12 protein-coding genes are annotated in these 15,998 nt (G+C 71.7%); 9 read left to right on the top strand and 3 right to left on the bottom strand.

The features are described from left to right. Positions 1–10: 10 nt before the first annotated feature. On the top strand, positions 11–1,351 hold the full coding sequence (locus ACI2LP_RS27690) for a tetratricopeptide repeat protein (RefSeq protein WP_404727234.1): 1,341 nt from the start codon (positions 11–13) through the stop codon (positions 1,349–1,351). 63 nt (positions 1,352–1,414) lie between these two features. Here the strand turns inward: ACI2LP_RS27690 and ACI2LP_RS27685 are convergent, their stop codons facing one another. Next, entirely contained in the window at positions 1,415–2,629 is a 1,215-nt protein-coding gene (locus tag ACI2LP_RS27685) for a PucR family transcriptional regulator (protein WP_404727233.1), read from the bottom strand. 25 nt (positions 2,630–2,654) lie between these two features. Continuing rightward, positions 2,655–2,819, bottom strand: a complete 165-nt coding sequence (locus tag ACI2LP_RS27680; RefSeq protein ID WP_360865470.1) for a hypothetical protein — start codon at positions 2,817–2,819, stop codon at positions 2,655–2,657. 166 nt (positions 2,820–2,985) lie between these two features. On the opposite strand from ACI2LP_RS27680, the gene ACI2LP_RS27675 reads away from it, so the two are divergent. From ACI2LP_RS27675 to ACI2LP_RS27640, 8 genes are all read left to right on the top strand, one after another. Then, on the top strand, positions 2,986–3,936 hold the full coding sequence (locus ACI2LP_RS27675) for a DUF3068 domain-containing protein (protein WP_404727232.1): 951 nt from the start codon (positions 2,986–2,988) through the stop codon (positions 3,934–3,936). A gap of 169 nt (positions 3,937–4,105) precedes the next feature. Continuing rightward, positions 4,106–5,287: a glycosyltransferase family 4 protein gene (locus ACI2LP_RS27670; RefSeq protein ID WP_404727231.1), complete on the top strand. Its 1,182-nt coding sequence runs from the start codon at positions 4,106–4,108 to the stop codon at positions 5,285–5,287. 7 nt (positions 5,288–5,294) lie between these two features. After that, complete coding sequence (locus tag ACI2LP_RS27665; protein ID WP_404727230.1) at positions 5,295–6,065, top strand: class I SAM-dependent methyltransferase; 771 nt, start codon at positions 5,295–5,297, stop codon at positions 6,063–6,065. 97 nt (positions 6,066–6,162) lie between these two features. Further along, positions 6,163–10,392, top strand: coding sequence for an alpha-(1->3)-arabinofuranosyltransferase family protein (locus ACI2LP_RS27660; protein ID WP_404727229.1), 4,230 nt, complete (start codon positions 6,163–6,165; stop codon positions 10,390–10,392). Beyond that, entirely contained in the window at positions 10,389–11,741 is a 1,353-nt protein-coding gene (locus ACI2LP_RS27655; RefSeq protein WP_404727228.1) for a condensation protein, read from the top strand. Before ACI2LP_RS27660 ends, ACI2LP_RS27655 begins: the two co-directional genes overlap by 4 nt. Then, positions 11,738–12,457: a class I SAM-dependent methyltransferase gene (locus ACI2LP_RS27650; protein WP_404727227.1), complete on the top strand. Its 720-nt coding sequence runs from the start codon at positions 11,738–11,740 to the stop codon at positions 12,455–12,457. The genes ACI2LP_RS27655 and ACI2LP_RS27650 overlap by 4 nt, the downstream gene beginning before the upstream one ends. Positions 12,458–12,461: 4 nt before the next feature. Continuing rightward, entirely contained in the window at positions 12,462–13,370 is a 909-nt protein-coding gene (locus tag ACI2LP_RS27645; protein ID WP_404727226.1) for a DMT family transporter, read from the top strand. Continuing rightward, entirely contained in the window at positions 13,360–13,569 is a 210-nt protein-coding gene (locus ACI2LP_RS27640; protein ID WP_404727225.1) for a Trm112 family protein, read from the top strand. Before ACI2LP_RS27645 ends, ACI2LP_RS27640 begins: the two co-directional genes overlap by 11 nt. A gap of 91 nt (positions 13,570–13,660) precedes the next feature. Here the strand turns inward: ACI2LP_RS27640 and metE are convergent, their stop codons facing one another. After that, complete coding sequence (gene metE / locus ACI2LP_RS27635; protein ID WP_404727224.1) at positions 13,661–15,985, bottom strand: 5-methyltetrahydropteroyltriglutamate--homocysteine S-methyltransferase; 2,325 nt, start codon at positions 15,983–15,985, stop codon at positions 13,661–13,663. Positions 15,986–15,998: the final 13 nt, after the last annotated feature.

Here is a 15,998-nt window from a genome sequence, read left to right as displayed (position 1 = left end):
GGGGGGTCCCATGGACGAACCGGCCGAAATCGGTCGCCGGGTGCAGCAGCTGCGTAACCAACGCGGCCTGACACAGCGGCAGTTGGCCGAGCCTTCGTACACGCCCGCGTACGTCTCGACACTGGAGTCCGGCAAGGTCCGGCCCTCCGAGACAGCGCTGCGCTTCCTCGCGGAGCGGCTCGGCACATCGTTCGAGGAGCTGGCCACCGGACGCCCCGCCCATCTGGCCACCGAGCTGCGGCTCGCCCTCACCGACGCCCAGCAGCAGCTCGCCACCGGCGCCGCCGACGAGGCTGCCGTCAGCTACCGCCGGCTCCTCACCGACGCGGAGCACCTCGGCCTCGCTCCCGAGCAGGCCGAGGCGCTGCTCGGACTCGGCGACTGCGCTCTGGAAACCGGCGAACTGGCCAATGCCGGACGGCACTTCGAGGCGGCGGAGCGGCTACTGGCCAGTGAACCGCTGCCCCGCCGCGCCCGCGCGATCCGGGGCCGCGCCATCGCGCACCTCCTGGCCGGAGAGCTGCGCTACGCCTGCTATCTCCTCGAGTCCACCATCGACGAACTCGGCGCGAGCGGTCTGGCCGACCCGGAGGCGCTGGTACTGCTGTACGCCGCCGTCATCGGCCCGTACATCGACATGGGCGCCCACGCCCGTGCAGCGCACGCCGCCGAACTCGCCCTGGCCCTGGCGCCGCAGGTCAACGACCCGGCGCTGGTGGCGAGCATGCACCGGCAGGTGGCGCGTACGTTCCTCGCCGAAGGACGCACGGCCGACGCAGACGCCTCGCTCGCCAAGGCACAGACGATCTACCGGCAGCTGAGGCTGCGCACCGATCTCGCGCACTGCCACTGGATGCGCGGCTATGTGCAGGCGCAGAACGGTGACCTCACCCTTGCGGAGAAGGAGTTGCGCACCGCCCGGGACATGCTGGCCGCCAAGCGCGCCGTGCTCTACACCGCCCAGGTGGAGGTGGAGCTGGCCGATGTACTGCGGCGACTCGGGCGGCACGACGAGGCGGCCGAGCTGCTCTCGGCCCTACTGGAACTCGGTGACCGGCACGGCGCGGTGCACGCGGGCGGCGCGCACCGGCTGCTCGGGCTGATCGCCGAGGAGCGGGGAGAGGTGGAGGCCGCCGAGGAGCACTACGTCCTGGCGCTCGCCCTGCTGGAGCGCAGCGGGGCCAGCGGTGACCTCGCCGACCTGTGCCGGCTGCTGGGCGACCTGCTGCGCCGCAGCGGCCGGACCGAGGCCGCACTCGACGCGTACCGTACGGGACTGGGCCACCGGGCGGCTCCCGGCACGACGACCCTGGGACCGGCCCCGGCGGCTCCGTCCTTTCCGCAGCGCTGAGGGCGGTCCCGCAGGAGGGGCACGGTACTCCCGCTCCGCGTCTCTCTCCCGCCCGGCAGGGGTTCATCCGTAACGGGCCACCCCCGCATCGCGCAGGCGGCGGGCCCGTAACACCAGCTCCAGCTTGAAGCGCCGGTCCGGATCGTCCACCTCGTCACCGAGCAGTTCGCGGATCTGACGTAATCGGTAGCGCACGGTCTGCGGATGGACGCCGAGTCGTGCCGCGACCTCCGGAGCGCCGCCTCGCGTCTCCAGCCAGGCGAGCAGCGTCTCGACGAGTCGCCTGCTGTGCGCGGGGGCGCACTGGTCGAGCGGCGCCAGGCAGCGACGGGCCAGATCCTCGATCAGCTCCTCGGGCGGCAGCAGGACCAGTGCCTCGGTGTGTTCCGTGCACTGCAGGACCTGACCGTTCGGGAGCAGCCCGCGTTCCATCAGGCGTACGGCGGCGCCGGCCCAGTGCAGCGACTTGGCGGCCTCGGCGAGCGGAACCGGCGGTCCCATCGCGCCGGACCAGCCCGTCATCGCGCGCCCCAGGAGTTCCGGCCGGCCGGCCGCGTGCGGCTCGGGGACGACCATGCGAGGCTGCTCGTACTCCATGTCCAGCAGCACGTCCTGGCCCACTGCCGGGGCGACGGACTCCGGTGCCGGTCGCAGCAGTACCGCGACCGCGACCTGTTCGGGCAGCGGCCAGCCGATGCGCTCGGCATGCTCGGCGAGGACATCGGTGGGATCGGTGCGGTGCTCGCTGAGCATCAGGCTGATCAACCGCCGCTGCAGCCGCAGCCGTTCGCCGGCCTGGCGGGCGGCGGCTTCGACATAGCCGCGTACGGACTGTGCGACGAGCCCGTCGAGATACTCGAATCCCGACTCCACCAGCTCGTACATGGCGGGCGGCGGGATCTCGACCTGCTGACCGATCTCGGCGAGGCGACGCCAGGCAAGCCGTACGCCGAGCCGGTAGATGGCCTGGAGCGAATCCAGGCTGCGGCCCTGCATCACCTCGCCGCGGCCGAACTCCTGGAAGACCTCCAGCTGAGGCCCGTGCGGCCGGTCCTCCTCCACCACGAGGTGGTCCACGAAGTCCTCCAGCGCCCGGCGGATGCCGATCAGCGCCATGGGCTCGCCCGAGTCGTCGACGACGAGCGGCAGGCCGGGGAACTCCTTGCGGATCTCGACCAGGATGACCTGGGCGAGTGCGGGCACCTCGGCCATGGCCAGCGATGCGAATCTGCGTGCCCGCAGGCGGGGTACGTCCCGCCACGCCGTGCGCACGGGCATGGGTTCCTCCCTCGCTGCTGGCCGGCTACGGCTGCGGGGATGCTGTCGGCCGCCCCGTCTCGAAGGAGACGAGAGGCACGTTGGGCTGCTCGGGTGTGGCGTTCAGGGCGGCAACGATGCCGAAAGCTGCCCCCACGGCGAGGGCGGCGGCGGCCATGGTGGTCAGCACGGCGGCGATCAGTCTGTGCATGGTTCAGCGAGCCTTTCGGTCGGAAGGCACCCCGCCCCACGGCTCCGGCTCGGCGATTGCTCAGTCTGCGAGTGTCATTGACACTCCGTCAAGAGGACGCATACGGTCCCGGGCCGTACAGACGCGCACCGTCCTGAACCCGTCCTCGCTCCCAGGGAGTGCCCGAATGCGTCGTACCGCCTCACCGTTGTCGCTGGTCCTGTTGGGTGTCGGCGTCTTTCTGCTCGTACTGGCTCCGCTGCTCGCCCGGTACGTGGAGCCGCGCGCCGAACGCACCCCGACCGATGTCGATGTCACCACGGTGTTAACCGGCACCGGCGAATATTTCGACACGAAGAACCTCAGACCCGTCCGGGACAAACCGATCACCATCACCCGGCGCGTGCTGGGCGATGTCGCCGCGAGCGAGCGCAGTGGGCGGGCGGTGTGGGACGTGTCCACGGCCATCGACACGCCGGACACGCTGGCCTTACGCGACCCGCGCAGGTCGTATCAGTGGACACTGGAGCGCTGGGTGACCGACCGCCGGACCAACGCTCCGGTGCACTGCTGCGGGGAGACGCCGGCGTTTCAGGGCGAGGCCTATCTCAAGTTCCCCTTCAACGTCCAAAAGCGCGGTTACCTCTGGTGGGACAACACGCTCGGAGCCACTGTCCGGCTGGAGTTCAAGGGCACCAAGAAGGTCGCGGGATACGAGGGTTACCGGTTCACCGGATCCGTGAAGGACACCCGGACGGGCACCCGCCAGGTACCGGGCCGGCTGGTCGGCCTGCCGAAGCTGAGCCAGGTACATGCCGAGGAGTGGTACGCCAACAAGGGCATCGAGCTCGTCGTCGACCGGCGGACCGGACGCATCCTCAACGCGAGGATCGCTCCCCGCAAGACGCTGCGCGCTCCCGGTGCCGATGAGGCAAAGGTGGTCCTGCTGGACAGCGCGGGACTGGAGTTCACCGCGGGCACTCAGCGCGAGACCGTGGCGCTGGCGAAGTCGGACAGCGGCCAACTGCGGGCGCTGGGTGTGACCGCGCCGATCGGCGCGGGAGCGGCCGGACTCGTGCTGGCGGCCGCGGGTGTCGGACTCGTCGTGCGCGGCAGGGAACGCCCAAATCCCTCGTAATGCGCACAATGTGATGGGACGTCAGCTCTAAAGCAGGCCAAATTTGTCACCACGGTGAGTAGCGGCATCGAACAGCGGGACGGACACTACCAACCCACCCCGCCGCAGACCGCTCGCGCACAACCGCCATCCCCCGACATCCCGCACCTCGAGGCGAGTTGGAGCTCGAATGCCCCAGCACGTACCCCCCACCTTGCGCGCGCCACTCCCCCACCACCCGCCGAAGTCCCCACAGCACGACCCTCCTTCCGGCCCTCCCCCGCATCCCCGCCGGATTGTCTTCCTCGCCCGCCGCGACCTCGGCAACCCGGCCGCCGGCGGCTCCGAACTGCTCATCGACCGCATCGCCGAGGGACTCACCGCCCACGGACACCAGGTCACGCTCCTGTGCGGCGGTCCCGCCGCCCTGCGCGACTACCGCGTGGTCTCGGCCGGCGGGGACGCCGGACACTTTCTGCGCGCCCGCCGCGCCTTCGAACGGCAGATCGGCGACTGCGACCTGTTCGTCGAGGTGTGCAACGGCATGCCGTACCTCGCCCCGCTGTGGCACCGCGGACCGACGCTCTGCCTGGTCAACCATGTCCACACCGACATCTGGACCGAGCGTTTCCCCGGCCCCGCCGCCCGGCTGGGCAGAAGGCTCGAGCGCTGGGCACTGACCCGGGCCCACAGCGGCAACCTGCTGGTCGCCGTCTCACCTTCCACGGCCGACGCGCTCCAGGGTCTCGGCGTCCCGCGCGAGCGGATCCGGCTCGTCCACAACGGTGTCGAGGAGCCCGGCCCGCTCGCCCCCACATCGGCCGAGCCGCTGTTCCTGGCCGTGGGACGCCTCGTCGAGTACAAGCGGATCGAGCTGCTGCTGCGTCTGTGGGAGAGGGTCAGACCGGTCACCGGAGGCCGGCTGGTCATCGTCGGTGACGGGCCGGAACGAGACAGGCTGGAAGCCCTCGCCGGGCCCGGCGTGACCTTCACCGGACGGGTCTCGGAGGCGGAGAAGCACCGGCTGCTGTGCGCGGCCTGGGTGTTGCTGCACCCCTCGCTCGTCGAGGGCTGGGGGCTGGTGGTGACCGAGGCGGCGGCCCGGTACACGCCCGCCATCGGCTTCGACGTGCCCGGACTCAGAGACTCGATCGACGACGGCGTCACCGGCGTACTGGCCCGCGGCGAGAGCTCGTTCGCCGCGGCCTGGTGCGCGCTGGCGCTGAGCCCCGAGCGGCGCGAGGCGCTCGGCCGGGCGGCCGGGCAGCGGGCCGCGCACTTTCGCTGGGGCGCCACGGTCCGGCAGTTCCGGGCGGCGGCCTCGGAGGCCGTCCGGGCGGCGGACACGGAGGCCACGCTGCAGTGGAGGTGATTTGGCTGTGAAGGACCCCTCCATCCGCAGGTCCCTCGCCCTCTTCCGGGCGTTCCTGGGCGAGCAGACCGACCCGGAGCGGTGTTACACCTTGCTCGCCCATGACGCGGCCGAGCAGCTCGAGCGGCAGATGCCCCTGCACGACCGGCTGGTGGTGGACGTGGGCGGCGGACGCGGCCACTTCACCGAGGAGTTCCGCCGGCGTGGAGCACGCAGCTACCTCTTCGAGCCCGATCTGCGGGAGCTTGGCGCGCGGGGCACCGTCCCCGCGGGCTCGGTGGTCGCCGACGGCTATCTGCTGCCCCTGGCCGACGGCGTCGCCGACATCTGCTTCTCCTCCAACGTGCTGGAACACGTCGCCGACCCGCAGACCTTTCTCAGCGAACTGATCCGCGTCACCCGGCCGGGCGGGCTGATCTACGTCTCGTTCACCAACTGGCTCTCCCCCTGGGGCGGTCACGAGTGGGCGCCCTGGCACTACCTGGGCGCGGACCGCGCCCGCCGCCGGTACCTGAGACGGACCGGGCGCCCCGCCAAGCACGCCCTCGGCGAGAACCTCTTCGCGATCCACATCGGTCCGACCCTGCGTCAGGTACGCGCCCGCGAGGACGTGTCCCTCGTAACGGCCCGCTCGCGGTACTGGCCGTTCCTCGCGCAGGCCGTCACGCGTGTTCCGGGCCTGCGCGAGATCGCCACCTGGAACCTCCTCCTCATCCTCCGGCGCCGAACAGAAACGGCATCAGCGATGAACAGCCCACTGCGAGCCACCCGTGGCTGAGACGACGTTGACCCTCCCCCCGAGCCGGCCCGGCCGGCCCCGGCCCACCGCGCCGCCCCCGCCGCCGGCCGGCGGTCCGCGCCGCAGATCGTGGCTGTTGGCCTTCTGGGCCGCGGTCCTCGTCGCGTTCCTCTCCGTGTCACCGGGCAGGATGACCTTCGAGACCAAGCTCGGGGTGGTCGCCGACCCATGGAAGTTCATCGGCGACCTCGGCGAGCTGTGGCAGAGCCGCGCCGGTTTCGGCGGGCTCTCCAACCAGTACGCCGGATACGCCTTCCCGACCCTCCCGTACTACGCGCTCACCGACCTCGTGCACATCCCGGTGTGGCTGGCCGAACGGCTGTGGCTCTCGCTGATCGTGACCACCGCGTTCTGGGGCGCCCTGCGGCTCGCCGAGCGCCTGGACATCGGCAGCGCACGGACCCGGCTGCTGGGCGCCGTCGGCTACGCGCTGTGGCCCACCTTCACCATCGTCGTCGGCTCCACATCGGCGGCCGCGCTCCCCGGCGCGCTGTTTCCGTGGGTGCTGCTGCCGCTCACCGGGACCCGCACCCCACGGGTGGCCGCGGCCACGTCCGCGCTGCTGATCCCCTTCATGGGCGGGGTCAACGCGGCATCGACGCTCGCCTCGCTGCTGCCGGTGGGGCTCTATCTGCTCAGCCGCCCGGCAGGGCCCCGCAAGCGCGCCCTGATCGCCTGGTGGGTTCCCGGTGTCGTGCTCGCCACCGCCTGGTGGGTGGTCCCGCTGCTGCTGCTCGGCGTCTACGGCAACGACTTCATGCCGTACGTCGAACAGGCCGACACCACCACCGGCACGATGTCGGCGACCGAACTGCTGCGTGGGGCCGGCAACTGGGTCGCCTACCTCCACTTCGGCAAGGCCTGGCTGCCCGCCGGCTGGACCGTGGCGACCGCGTCGATCACCATCCTCGGCTCGGCGTTCGCCGCCGCCCTGGGGCTCGCGGGCCTGGCCCGGCGCGATCTGCCCGAGCGCCGCTGGCTGCTGCTCACCGTGCTGACCGTCGTCCTGATCGCGCTGGCCGGATACGGCGGTTCCCTCGGCGCCCCCTTCCACGACCCGGTCCGGGAGTGGCTGAACGGAACGCTGCGGCCCTTCAGAAGCGTCTACAAGTTCCAGCCCGGGCTCGCTCTCGCGCTCGCCTTAGGGCTGATGCACCTGGTGGCGACGGCGAGCGAGAGCCGCGGCGCCCGGCCGCTGCCCGCCCGGCGTTACGCTCCCCTCATCGCCGCGCTCCTGGTCCTGCCGGGCCTGGCTTGGCCGTATGTGAACGGGACGATCCTGCAGCCCGGCGCCTTCAAGAAGCTGCCCGGCCAGTGGACGCAGGCTGCCGACTGGCTGCAGAAGAACTCCCCCGACAGCCGCGCCCTCGTCGTCCCCGCCACCGCCCACGGCATCTACACCTGGGGCTCGCCCATCGACCAGCCCTTCGACGTGCTCGGCGACTCCCGCTGGGCGCAGCGCGACTTCGTGCCCTTCGGGACGCCAGGCTCGCGGCGTGCGATGGACGCGGTGGAGCAGGCGCTCATGAGCGGCAGTGAAGTGCCCGGCCTGCGTGACTACTTGTCACGCGCCGGCCTCTACTTCGTCGTCGTACGCAACGACCTCGACCCGGACCAGATCGGATACGTCCCGCCGATCACCGTGAAGCGCACCCTGGAGGCCTCGGGGTACCGGAGGGTCGCCGGATTCAACCCGGTTCTCACCGGCGGCCGGATTCCCAGCGGCACACCGTTGCAGGTCCAGGGCATCTTCCCGCGGATGCAGGCCGTCGAGATCTACGAGCCAACCGGCAACACCCGGCGGCCCGGGCAGGTCGGCCTGCAGGCGGTCGCCGACACCGCCGTGGTCAGCGGCGGCCCCGAAGCGCTGCTGCAACTGTCCGCCGATCCACACCTGCGGAACAGGCCCACCGTGCTCACCGGGGACAACCACCCCGGGCTCGGCACACCCGCCGCGCAGTACGTCGCGGACGGGCTGCGCCGTGCCGACACCCGCTTCGGACTGGTCAACAGCAACACCTCGTACACCTACACCGCGGACGAGCGGAACCCCACCGGAAGCCTGCAGGACCCGGGTGAGCAACCGCGGCAGATCCTGCCGACGAAGGGCAGCGGGCACCAGACGACAGCCGTCCTGCGGGGCGCCGCCTCGGTGACCGCCTCCAGCAGCGGCAACTGGCTGTTCCACCTGCCGCAGTACGACCCGGTGAACGCCTTCGACGGGAACCCGGGGACCGCGTGGGCCGAGGGCAGCGCCTCAAACGCCGCAGGCCAGTGGCTCCGAATCGGCTTCTCCTCGCCCACCGGTATCCCCGCCTCGCTTCAGCTCACCCCGCTGCCCGGCGACGGAATGCGCGCCGCCCCCACACTCGTACGGGTCGAGACCGACCAGGGCTTCGAGGACAGCCCGCTGGCACCGAACGGAATCCCGCAGCCGGTCAAGGCGCCCGCGGGGCAGGCCAAGTGGCTGAAGATCACCGTCCTGGCGGCCCAGTCCCCCAAGGCCGGACTGGGCGGCGCGGGCTTCAGCGAGGTATCCGTCCCCGGCGTCCAGGTCACCCGGCTGCTCCGGCTTCCCACCGACGCGCACGCCAACGAGGCCCGGGCCGAGGTCTTCTCGCTCCATCGCGGCAGCGATCCGGGCGGCCTCTCGCCGGTCTCGGCCGAGGCGGGCCTGCACCGCCGGTTCGGCGTCGGCCGGGGCGGAGATTTCGCCATCACGGCCAAGGCGCTGCCGGTGCCGGGCGAGGCGCTGGACCGGCTCGTCACCGGCGCCGATCCGCGGCAGGGGCGGCGGATCACGGTGACCGCCGACTCGACCAGCCGACTCGGAAACGGCCTCAGCCCGCGCAATCTCGTCGACGAGGACCTGACCACCGCATGGATCGCCGGCGACCGGCCGGTCATTCATCTGCGCTGGCCCGGCCGGAAGACCATCGACGAGATCGTCCTCGCGGCCGCGGGCGGACTCTCCACCCGGCCCGAGCAGATACTGATCGGCACCCCGAACGGCGCCGTGACGGCGGGCGTCGACGAGAACGGCCTTGCCCGCTTCGAGCCGATCAGCACGGACCGGCTCGACATCACCATCAGCCGGGCCGCGCCGCTGACCGTTCACAACCCCGTTGCCGACAACCCGATGCAATTGCCGGTCGGACTCAGCGAGGTGTACGTTCCGGCACTCGCCGACCTGCGCACACCGCCGCCGGACTCGCGCTCAGGGTTCTCCGTTCCGTGCGGCGAGGGTCCGCCCGTCGCCGTCGACGGCACGCTGCACGCGACGAGCGCGTCGGGAACGGTGCGCGATCTGACCGAGCGCCGGCCCGTCGAGGTCACGCTGTGCCGGACACCGGACAGCACCCTGCCGCTGGGGCCCGGGCTGCACCAGGTGGAGGCGGGCGACGAAGGTCCCCTCGCGCTCACCGACATCACGCTGACCCGCGGCGAGGTCCGGGCGCCCGCCGTGAGCGAACAGCGGGAGGCGACCGCGACCGACTGGCGCGGCGACCGGCGGTCCGTCACCGTCGGCGCGGGCGAGGCCGGTTACCTCCAGATGTACGAGAACGCCAACCACGGCTGGAAAGCCGCCCTGAACGGCAAGAAGCTGATCCCGCTGCGGATCGACGGCTGGCAGCAGGCCTGGCTGATCCCCGCAGGCGCGGGCGGCACGGTGGAGCTCGAGTACGAACCCGTGCTGCTCTACGACATCGGGATGATCGGCGGCGCGGTGGCGGTTGCGCTGCTGGCGGCTCTCGCACTCATACGCCGCAGGGGCTCCACCCCGGCCGCCGAGGCGATGGCCCCACCCGCCCCCGGATGGGTCCTGGGCTGCGTCGCACTGACTCTCGTGGTGGCGGTCGTGGCGGGTCCCTTCGCGCTGATCGTCCCCGCGCTTGCGGTAGTTGCCCGCCTGCGGCACTCGCTGCTGGTGCCGATCGCACTGGTGTCGATGGCCGGCGCCGGGATCGCGGCCGCAACGGGGGCGGGCGATCCGGTCTCCGCCGGCAGGGGCGCATTCAGCCCGACGGCCCAACTGCTGGCGCTCATCGCGCTGTGCGCGGCCGTGGTCACCGTGGACCGGCGGGTACGGGCGACGTCTGGCTCCGCGCCACCGGATCCCCAGCCCCTGCCTCAGCGGGTGCGGACGGCGAATGGCCCTGTTGGGAGCCCCGTTCCGGGCCCTGCGACCCATGCTGAACCGCACCGGAGCGCACCGCCGCATGCCGATCCGCCGGGTACCGCACCGCCCCACGCCGAACCGCCGGGTACCGCACCGCTCGACCCGAGGGAGGCTCCGCCGAGATGACCGCCCTGCAACCCGCCCGGCCCGGGCGGCCGCCCGAGCCCGCTCCGGGCCGGATTCCGTTCCCGGTAGTCGACGAGATCTCCCGGCACTGTCTGCGCGAGGAGGAGCCCGAGACCGTACACATAGAGGTGCACCTGCCCCGGCAGCCGGATCCGGAGCGGCTTCGGGCCGCGTTCGGCGAGGCCTTGCACCGTCACCCGCGGATCCTGGTGCGCGAGGCACCCGGACCCTGGTACCGACGGCGCTACGAATGGGAGCTGACGGGCACCCCGGACGTGGATCCGACTCGCTTCCCGGCGCCGGGGGCCGGTGCGCTGGAGCGGGCCAGGGACAGAGCGCTGGCAGAGGCTCCGCCGCTGTCCGTTTCCCCACCCGTCCGGCTGGAGGTGGTCCGGCCGTCGTCGACGGGCGGCTCCTGTGTGCTGCTGTTGACGCTCAACCACACCGCCCTGGACGGACCCGCCTGTCTGCGCGTACTGGCCACGGCCGCCGAGTTGTACGGCGGCGCCGCCGTATCCCCCACCTCACCCGTACGCAATCCCGTCGGCTCGACAGGGCCGGGGCCTTTGCCGCCCGGCCGCGCGGGCGGGCCGGCCAGACCCGCCCGTGTGGCACCGGCGACCGATGTCCGGGGAGCCGGCGGAAACGGCCTGCTGCTGGCCGATCTGCCGGTGCCTCGCCGACCGGCCGGGGCCGGCTACACCGTCAACGACCAACTCCTCGTCGCCACCTGCCTGATGATCGCCCGCTGGAACCGGCTGCACGATGCCCCGCCCCGCCCGATGCGCATCACCATGCCCGTCGACGACCGGCCCCGCGGCGCCGAGATGCCCATCGGAAACGGCACCCGCCTCGTGGAGGTCGGATTCGGGGCGCAGGAGTGCGCACCGGAGCCCGGCCCCGAGGCTCTCGCCGCCCTGCTGCATCGCACCGCCGAGCGCACGCGCGCCCTGAAGTCGGCACCCCGCCCTCAACTCGGCCATGCCGCCACCCTCCTCACCGCGCCCGCGCTGCCCGTCGGGATGCGGGCCGCCCTGACCCGTGGCATTCGGTGGGCTGCCGCTCCCTGGACCTCGACGACGCTGCTCAGCAACATCGGGCGCATTCCGTACCCGCTGGACTTCGCGGAGGCGGGCCGGGCGGAGGCCGTCTGGTTCTCGGCTCCCGCCGCCATGCCGCGCGGGCTGACCGTGACCACCGCCAGCACGTCAGGACGGCTGCATCTGGCGCTGCGCTGGTCGCGCGCTCTGCTCGACGACGCGGCAGGGCAGCGACTGTGCGACTTCTTCACGGACTGTCTGGCCGCCATGGCGGCTCTGCCGGCCGTTTCAGGAGGGGACAGGTCATGACGGGAACTCTCCCCGCGGGACTGCGCGAGTTCTACGAGAACCCGGCAGTCCCTGTCGCCTCCGGAGACGAGCGCAGCCGCCGCCAGGCAATGATGCTGGCCCGGGTACTGCTGCCCGAGCCCGCCCTCGTCGTCGACGTCGGCTGCGGCGACGGCACCGCGGCGGCCACCGCGGGGCCACTCCTGGGCGATCACCGTCTCGTCGGTATCGACTGGTCCCAGGACGCGCTGCGCCGGGCCGCGACCCGGATGAACCATGTCGTGCGGGGTGAACTGACGTCGGGCGGCCTGCCGTTGGCCGACGCGAGTGCCGACGCCGTGCTCTTCAGCGAGGTGATCGAGCATCTGGTGGATCCCGACAGCGCCATGGACGAACTGCGCCGCATCCTCAAACCGGGCGGCCATCTGATGCTCTCCACCCCTAACCTGGCCGCCTGGTACAACCGGGTACTGCTCGCCTTCGGGGTGCAGCCCGTGTTCTCGGAGGTCAGCCTGCGCGGCATTCACGGCCGCCCGGGATCCCAAGTGGTGGGCCATCTGCGCCTGTTCACGACCCGCGCACTGCGGGGATTCCTCACCGCCGCGGGCTTCGAGGTGGTCACCCTGGCGGGCGCCCCCTTCCACGGTGTCCCACGCCCCCTGCGCCTGGTGGACCGCGCCGCCTGTGCCGCACCGTCCCTGGCCTCCATCCTCCTGGTGCACGCCAGGCGGGTGTAGCGCCATGTGGTGGGGGGTGGCATCGGCTCTGCTGGCCAACGTCTTCTACAGCACCGGCTTCGTACTCGAGAAGCGGGCGCTGTCCCGCCTGCCGCGACTGAGCACGGGACAACCGGCCCGAGTCGTACGGCTGCTCATCGGCAGCCCGTTGTGGCTCGTCGGTTCGCTCGCGCTCGCCGCCGGCTTCGCGGCACAGCTCGCCGTCTACCGCACCCTTCCCATCGCGGCCGCGCAGGGCATCTTCGTCTCCGGTCTCGTGCTGCTCCTGCTGCTCTCCTCGGTCGTCCTCGGCGAGCGCCCCAGCGGCCGCGAGCGACGTGGCGTGGTCGTGATCACCCTCGCCCTGCTGATGGTGGTGGCCTCCCTCCAGCGCTCCGACGCCGTGGGCGGACATGCCTCGGCCGGCCGCGTCCTGCTGATCTGCCTGCCCGCGCTCGCAGCGGGGCTGTGGCTCTACCGCTCCGTGGAACGCCGGACGCACCGCCGCCACCGGCTGCCGACCGCGGGCGTCGAATACGGCGTCGCCGTCGGCCTGTTGTACGGCGTCAGCTCGCTCGCCATCAAGGGCGTCTCCGGTCATCTGACGACCCACGGCATCGGGGACGCCGTCCTGGCCCTGCTGAAGTCCCCCTATCCGTACATCCTGCTCGTCACCTCGGTCACCGGCCTGGTCCTGTCGCAGACCGCGCTGCAGCGCTGCCGGGCATCCCTGATCGTGCCCGTGTGCACCACCGTCACCTGTCTGTTCACTGCCGCGCTCGGCACGTTCGTCTTCGGCGAGTCCCTGCCGGAAGACCCGCTGCGGCTCGCGCTGCGGCTCGGCGGCACCGCACTCGCCGTCTCCGTACTGCTGATGCTTCCGCGTCATGACGAACCCCCCACCCCGGCGAAGGAGTTGGCCCATGAAGCCTGACGATCCGCTGCTCCGGATCATCGCCTGCCCGATCGACAAGGGGCGGCTGACGCTGCTCCTGCCCGAGGAGGTCCTCTACAACCCGCGGCTGCGCCGGCGCTATCCGATCATCGACGGGATCCCACAGCTGCTTCCCTCCTCCGGGGCCCGGGTACCCGACGAGGAGCACGAGCGGATCCTCAAGCGGATCGGTCCATGACACGTGCCGCCGGGTGCTGCTCCAGACACTCCTCTCGACCGAGGGGTGGGCCGGAGCGGACACTCCTGTGTTCGCCCCGGCCACTGGTGTCTCAGGAGGTCGCGGCGGTCACGTCGCCCCGGACCGTGCGGGCTGCCGTCACCAGGTTCTCCAGCGAGGCCCGCACCTCGGGCCAGCCGCGGGTCTTCAGGCCGCAGTCGGGGTTGACCCAGAGTCGCTCGGCGGGGATGGCTTCAAGTCCCTTGCGCAGCAGGATGGCCGCCTCGTCCGCACTGGGCACACGCGGGGAGTGGATGTCGTAGACGCCGGGGCCGACCTCACGGGGGTAGCCGGCGACGGCGAGTTCCCCCGCGACCTGCATGTGGGAGCGGGCGGCCTCCAGACTGATGACATCGGCGTCGAGGTCGTCGATGGCCTTCAGGATGTCGCCGAATTCGGCGTAGCACATGTGGGTGTGGATCTGGGTGTCCGGCCGGACGCCGCTGGTGGTGAGGCGGAATGCCTCGGTTGCCCAGACGAGGTAGTCCGTGTGGTCTGCGGTACGCAGGGGCAGCGTTTCGCGCAGGGCCGGCTCGTCGACCTGGATGACCGACGTCCCGGCCGCCTCCAGATCGTTCACTTCGTCGCGCAGCGCGAGCGCGACCTGGCGTGCGGTGTCGCCGAGTGGCTGGTCGTCGCGGACGAAGGACCAGGCGAGCATGGTGACGGGGCCGGTGAGCATGCCCTTGACAGGGCGGGCGGTCTGCGACTGTGCGTACGTCGTCCAGCGCACGGTCATCGGCTCGGGGCGGGAGATGTCGCCTGCCAGGATCGGCGGGCGGACATAGCGGGTTCCGTAGGACTGGACCCAGCCGTGCTGGGTGGCCAGATAGCCGGTGAGCTGCTCGGCGAAGTACTGGACCATGTCGTTGCGTTCGGGCTCGCCGTGCACCAGGACATCGATTCCGGCCTGCTCCTGGAAGGAGAGGACGTCGCGGATCTCGTCCTTGATCCGCTCCTCGTAGGCGGCGGTGTCGATCCGCCCCGCACGCAGATCGGCGCGGGCCAGGCGCAATTGGGCGGTCTGCGGGAAGGAGCCGATGGTGGTCGTCGGCAGCAGCGGCAGTCCGAGGTGGGTGCGCTGGGCCGCGGCCCGTTCGGGGTACGGCTGGGAGCGGCGGCCGTCGGCGTCGGTGACGGCGGCAGCCCTGGCGCGGACCGCAGGATCGTAGGTGATCGCCGAGCCGGCCCGGGATGCCAGATCGGCACGATTGGCCGCGAGTTCGGCCGTGACGGCGCCGGTGCCCTGGGTGAGACCCCGGGCCAGGGTGACGACCTCGGTGGTCTTCTGGCGGGCGAAGGCGAGCCAGCGGGTGATCTGCGGATCGATGTCCCGCTCGGCCGCAGTGTCCAGCGGGACGTGCAGCAGGGAGCAGGAGGCGGCGACGTCGACCCGGCCGGCGAGGCCGAGGAGGGTACCGAGGATCGCGAGGGACTTCTCGAAGTCGTTGATCCAGATGTTGCGGCCGTTGACGACGCCGGCGACCAGGCGCTTGCCGGGAAGTCCGCCGACAGCGGCGAGGTCGTCGAGGTTGGCGGCGGCGGATTCGGTGAAGTCGAGGGCGAGGCCGTCGATGGGGGCCTTGGCCAGGACGGGCAGTGCATCGCCGAGCCGGTCGAAGTAGGACGCGACCAGCAGTCGGGGCCGGTCGGTGAGGCCGCCGAGCTCGCGGTAGGCACGGGCCGCGGCGTTCAGCTCGGCCGGAGTGCGGTCCTGGACCAGAGCGGGCTCGTCCAGCTGCACCCACTCGGCGCCGGCCGCGCGGAGGTCGGTGAGTACCTCGGCGTACACGGGCAGCAGCCGGTCGAGCAGGGTGAGCGGGACGAAGTCCGCGGCGACGCCGGGGGCGGGCTTGGCCAGCAGGAGGTAGGTGATGGGGCCGACCAGGACCGGGCGTGCGGTGTGGCCCAGGGTGAGGGCTTCCTTCAGTTCGGCGACCTGTTTGGCCGAGTCGGCGGTGAAGACGGTGTCTGGGCCGAGTTCGGGGACAAGGTAGTGGTAGTTGGTGTCGAACCACTTGGTCATCTCCAGCGGCGCCACGTCCTGGGTGCCGCGAGCCATCGCGAAGTAGCCGTCGAGGGCACCCGCCGCCACGGCAGCGCGGTGCCGGGAGGGGATCGCACCGACCATGACGCTGGTGTCCAGGACGTGGTCGTAGTAGGAGAACTCTCCGGTCGGGACCTCGTGGATGCCGGCGTCGGCCAGCCGGCGCCAGTTGGCGGCGCGCAGTTGGGAGGCGGTCTGCTGGAGTTCGGCGGCGCTGACGCGGCCCTTCCAGTATCCCTCGATTGCCTTCTTCAGTTCCCGGCCCTGGCCCTGGCGGGGGTAGCCGTGCACGGTGGCCCGTGCGGCTGCGGCTGTGGACTTGCTGGTCACGAAACTCTCCTTC

The organism is Streptomyces sp. NPDC019890, assembly GCF_044903445.1.
Lineage (GTDB): Bacteria > Actinomycetota > Actinomycetes > Streptomycetales > Streptomycetaceae > Streptomyces.
Note: the sequence above shows the minus strand (reverse complement) of the source record. Positions and strands in the feature narration are given on the sequence as shown.

Bases quoted from the DNA above. Each gene is read 5' to 3' on its own strand.
- ACI2LP_RS27675 (WP_404727232.1), top strand. From the start codon at position 2,986: ATGCGTCGTACCGCCTCACCGTTGTCGCTGGTCCTGTTGGGTGTCGGC.
- ACI2LP_RS27645 (WP_404727226.1), top strand. From the start codon at position 12,462: ATGTGGTGGGGGGTGGCATCGGCTCTGCTGGCCAACGTCTTCTACAGC.
- ACI2LP_RS27640 (WP_404727225.1), top strand. From the start codon at position 13,360: ATGAAGCCTGACGATCCGCTGCTCCGGATCATCGCCTGCCCGATCGAC.
- ACI2LP_RS27670 (WP_404727231.1), top strand. From the start codon at position 4,106: ATGCCCCAGCACGTACCCCCCACCTTGCGCGCGCCACTCCCCCACCAC.
- ACI2LP_RS27685 (WP_404727233.1), bottom strand. From the start codon at position 2,629: ATGCCCGTGCGCACGGCGTGGCGGGACGTACCCCGCCTGCGGGCACGC.
- ACI2LP_RS27655 (WP_404727228.1), top strand. From the start codon at position 10,389: ATGACCGCCCTGCAACCCGCCCGGCCCGGGCGGCCGCCCGAGCCCGCT.
- ACI2LP_RS27680 (WP_360865470.1), bottom strand. From the start codon at position 2,819: ATGCACAGACTGATCGCCGCCGTGCTGACCACCATGGCCGCCGCCGCC.
- ACI2LP_RS27650 (WP_404727227.1), top strand. From the start codon at position 11,738: ATGACGGGAACTCTCCCCGCGGGACTGCGCGAGTTCTACGAGAACCCG.
- ACI2LP_RS27690 (WP_404727234.1), top strand. From the start codon at position 11: ATGGACGAACCGGCCGAAATCGGTCGCCGGGTGCAGCAGCTGCGTAAC.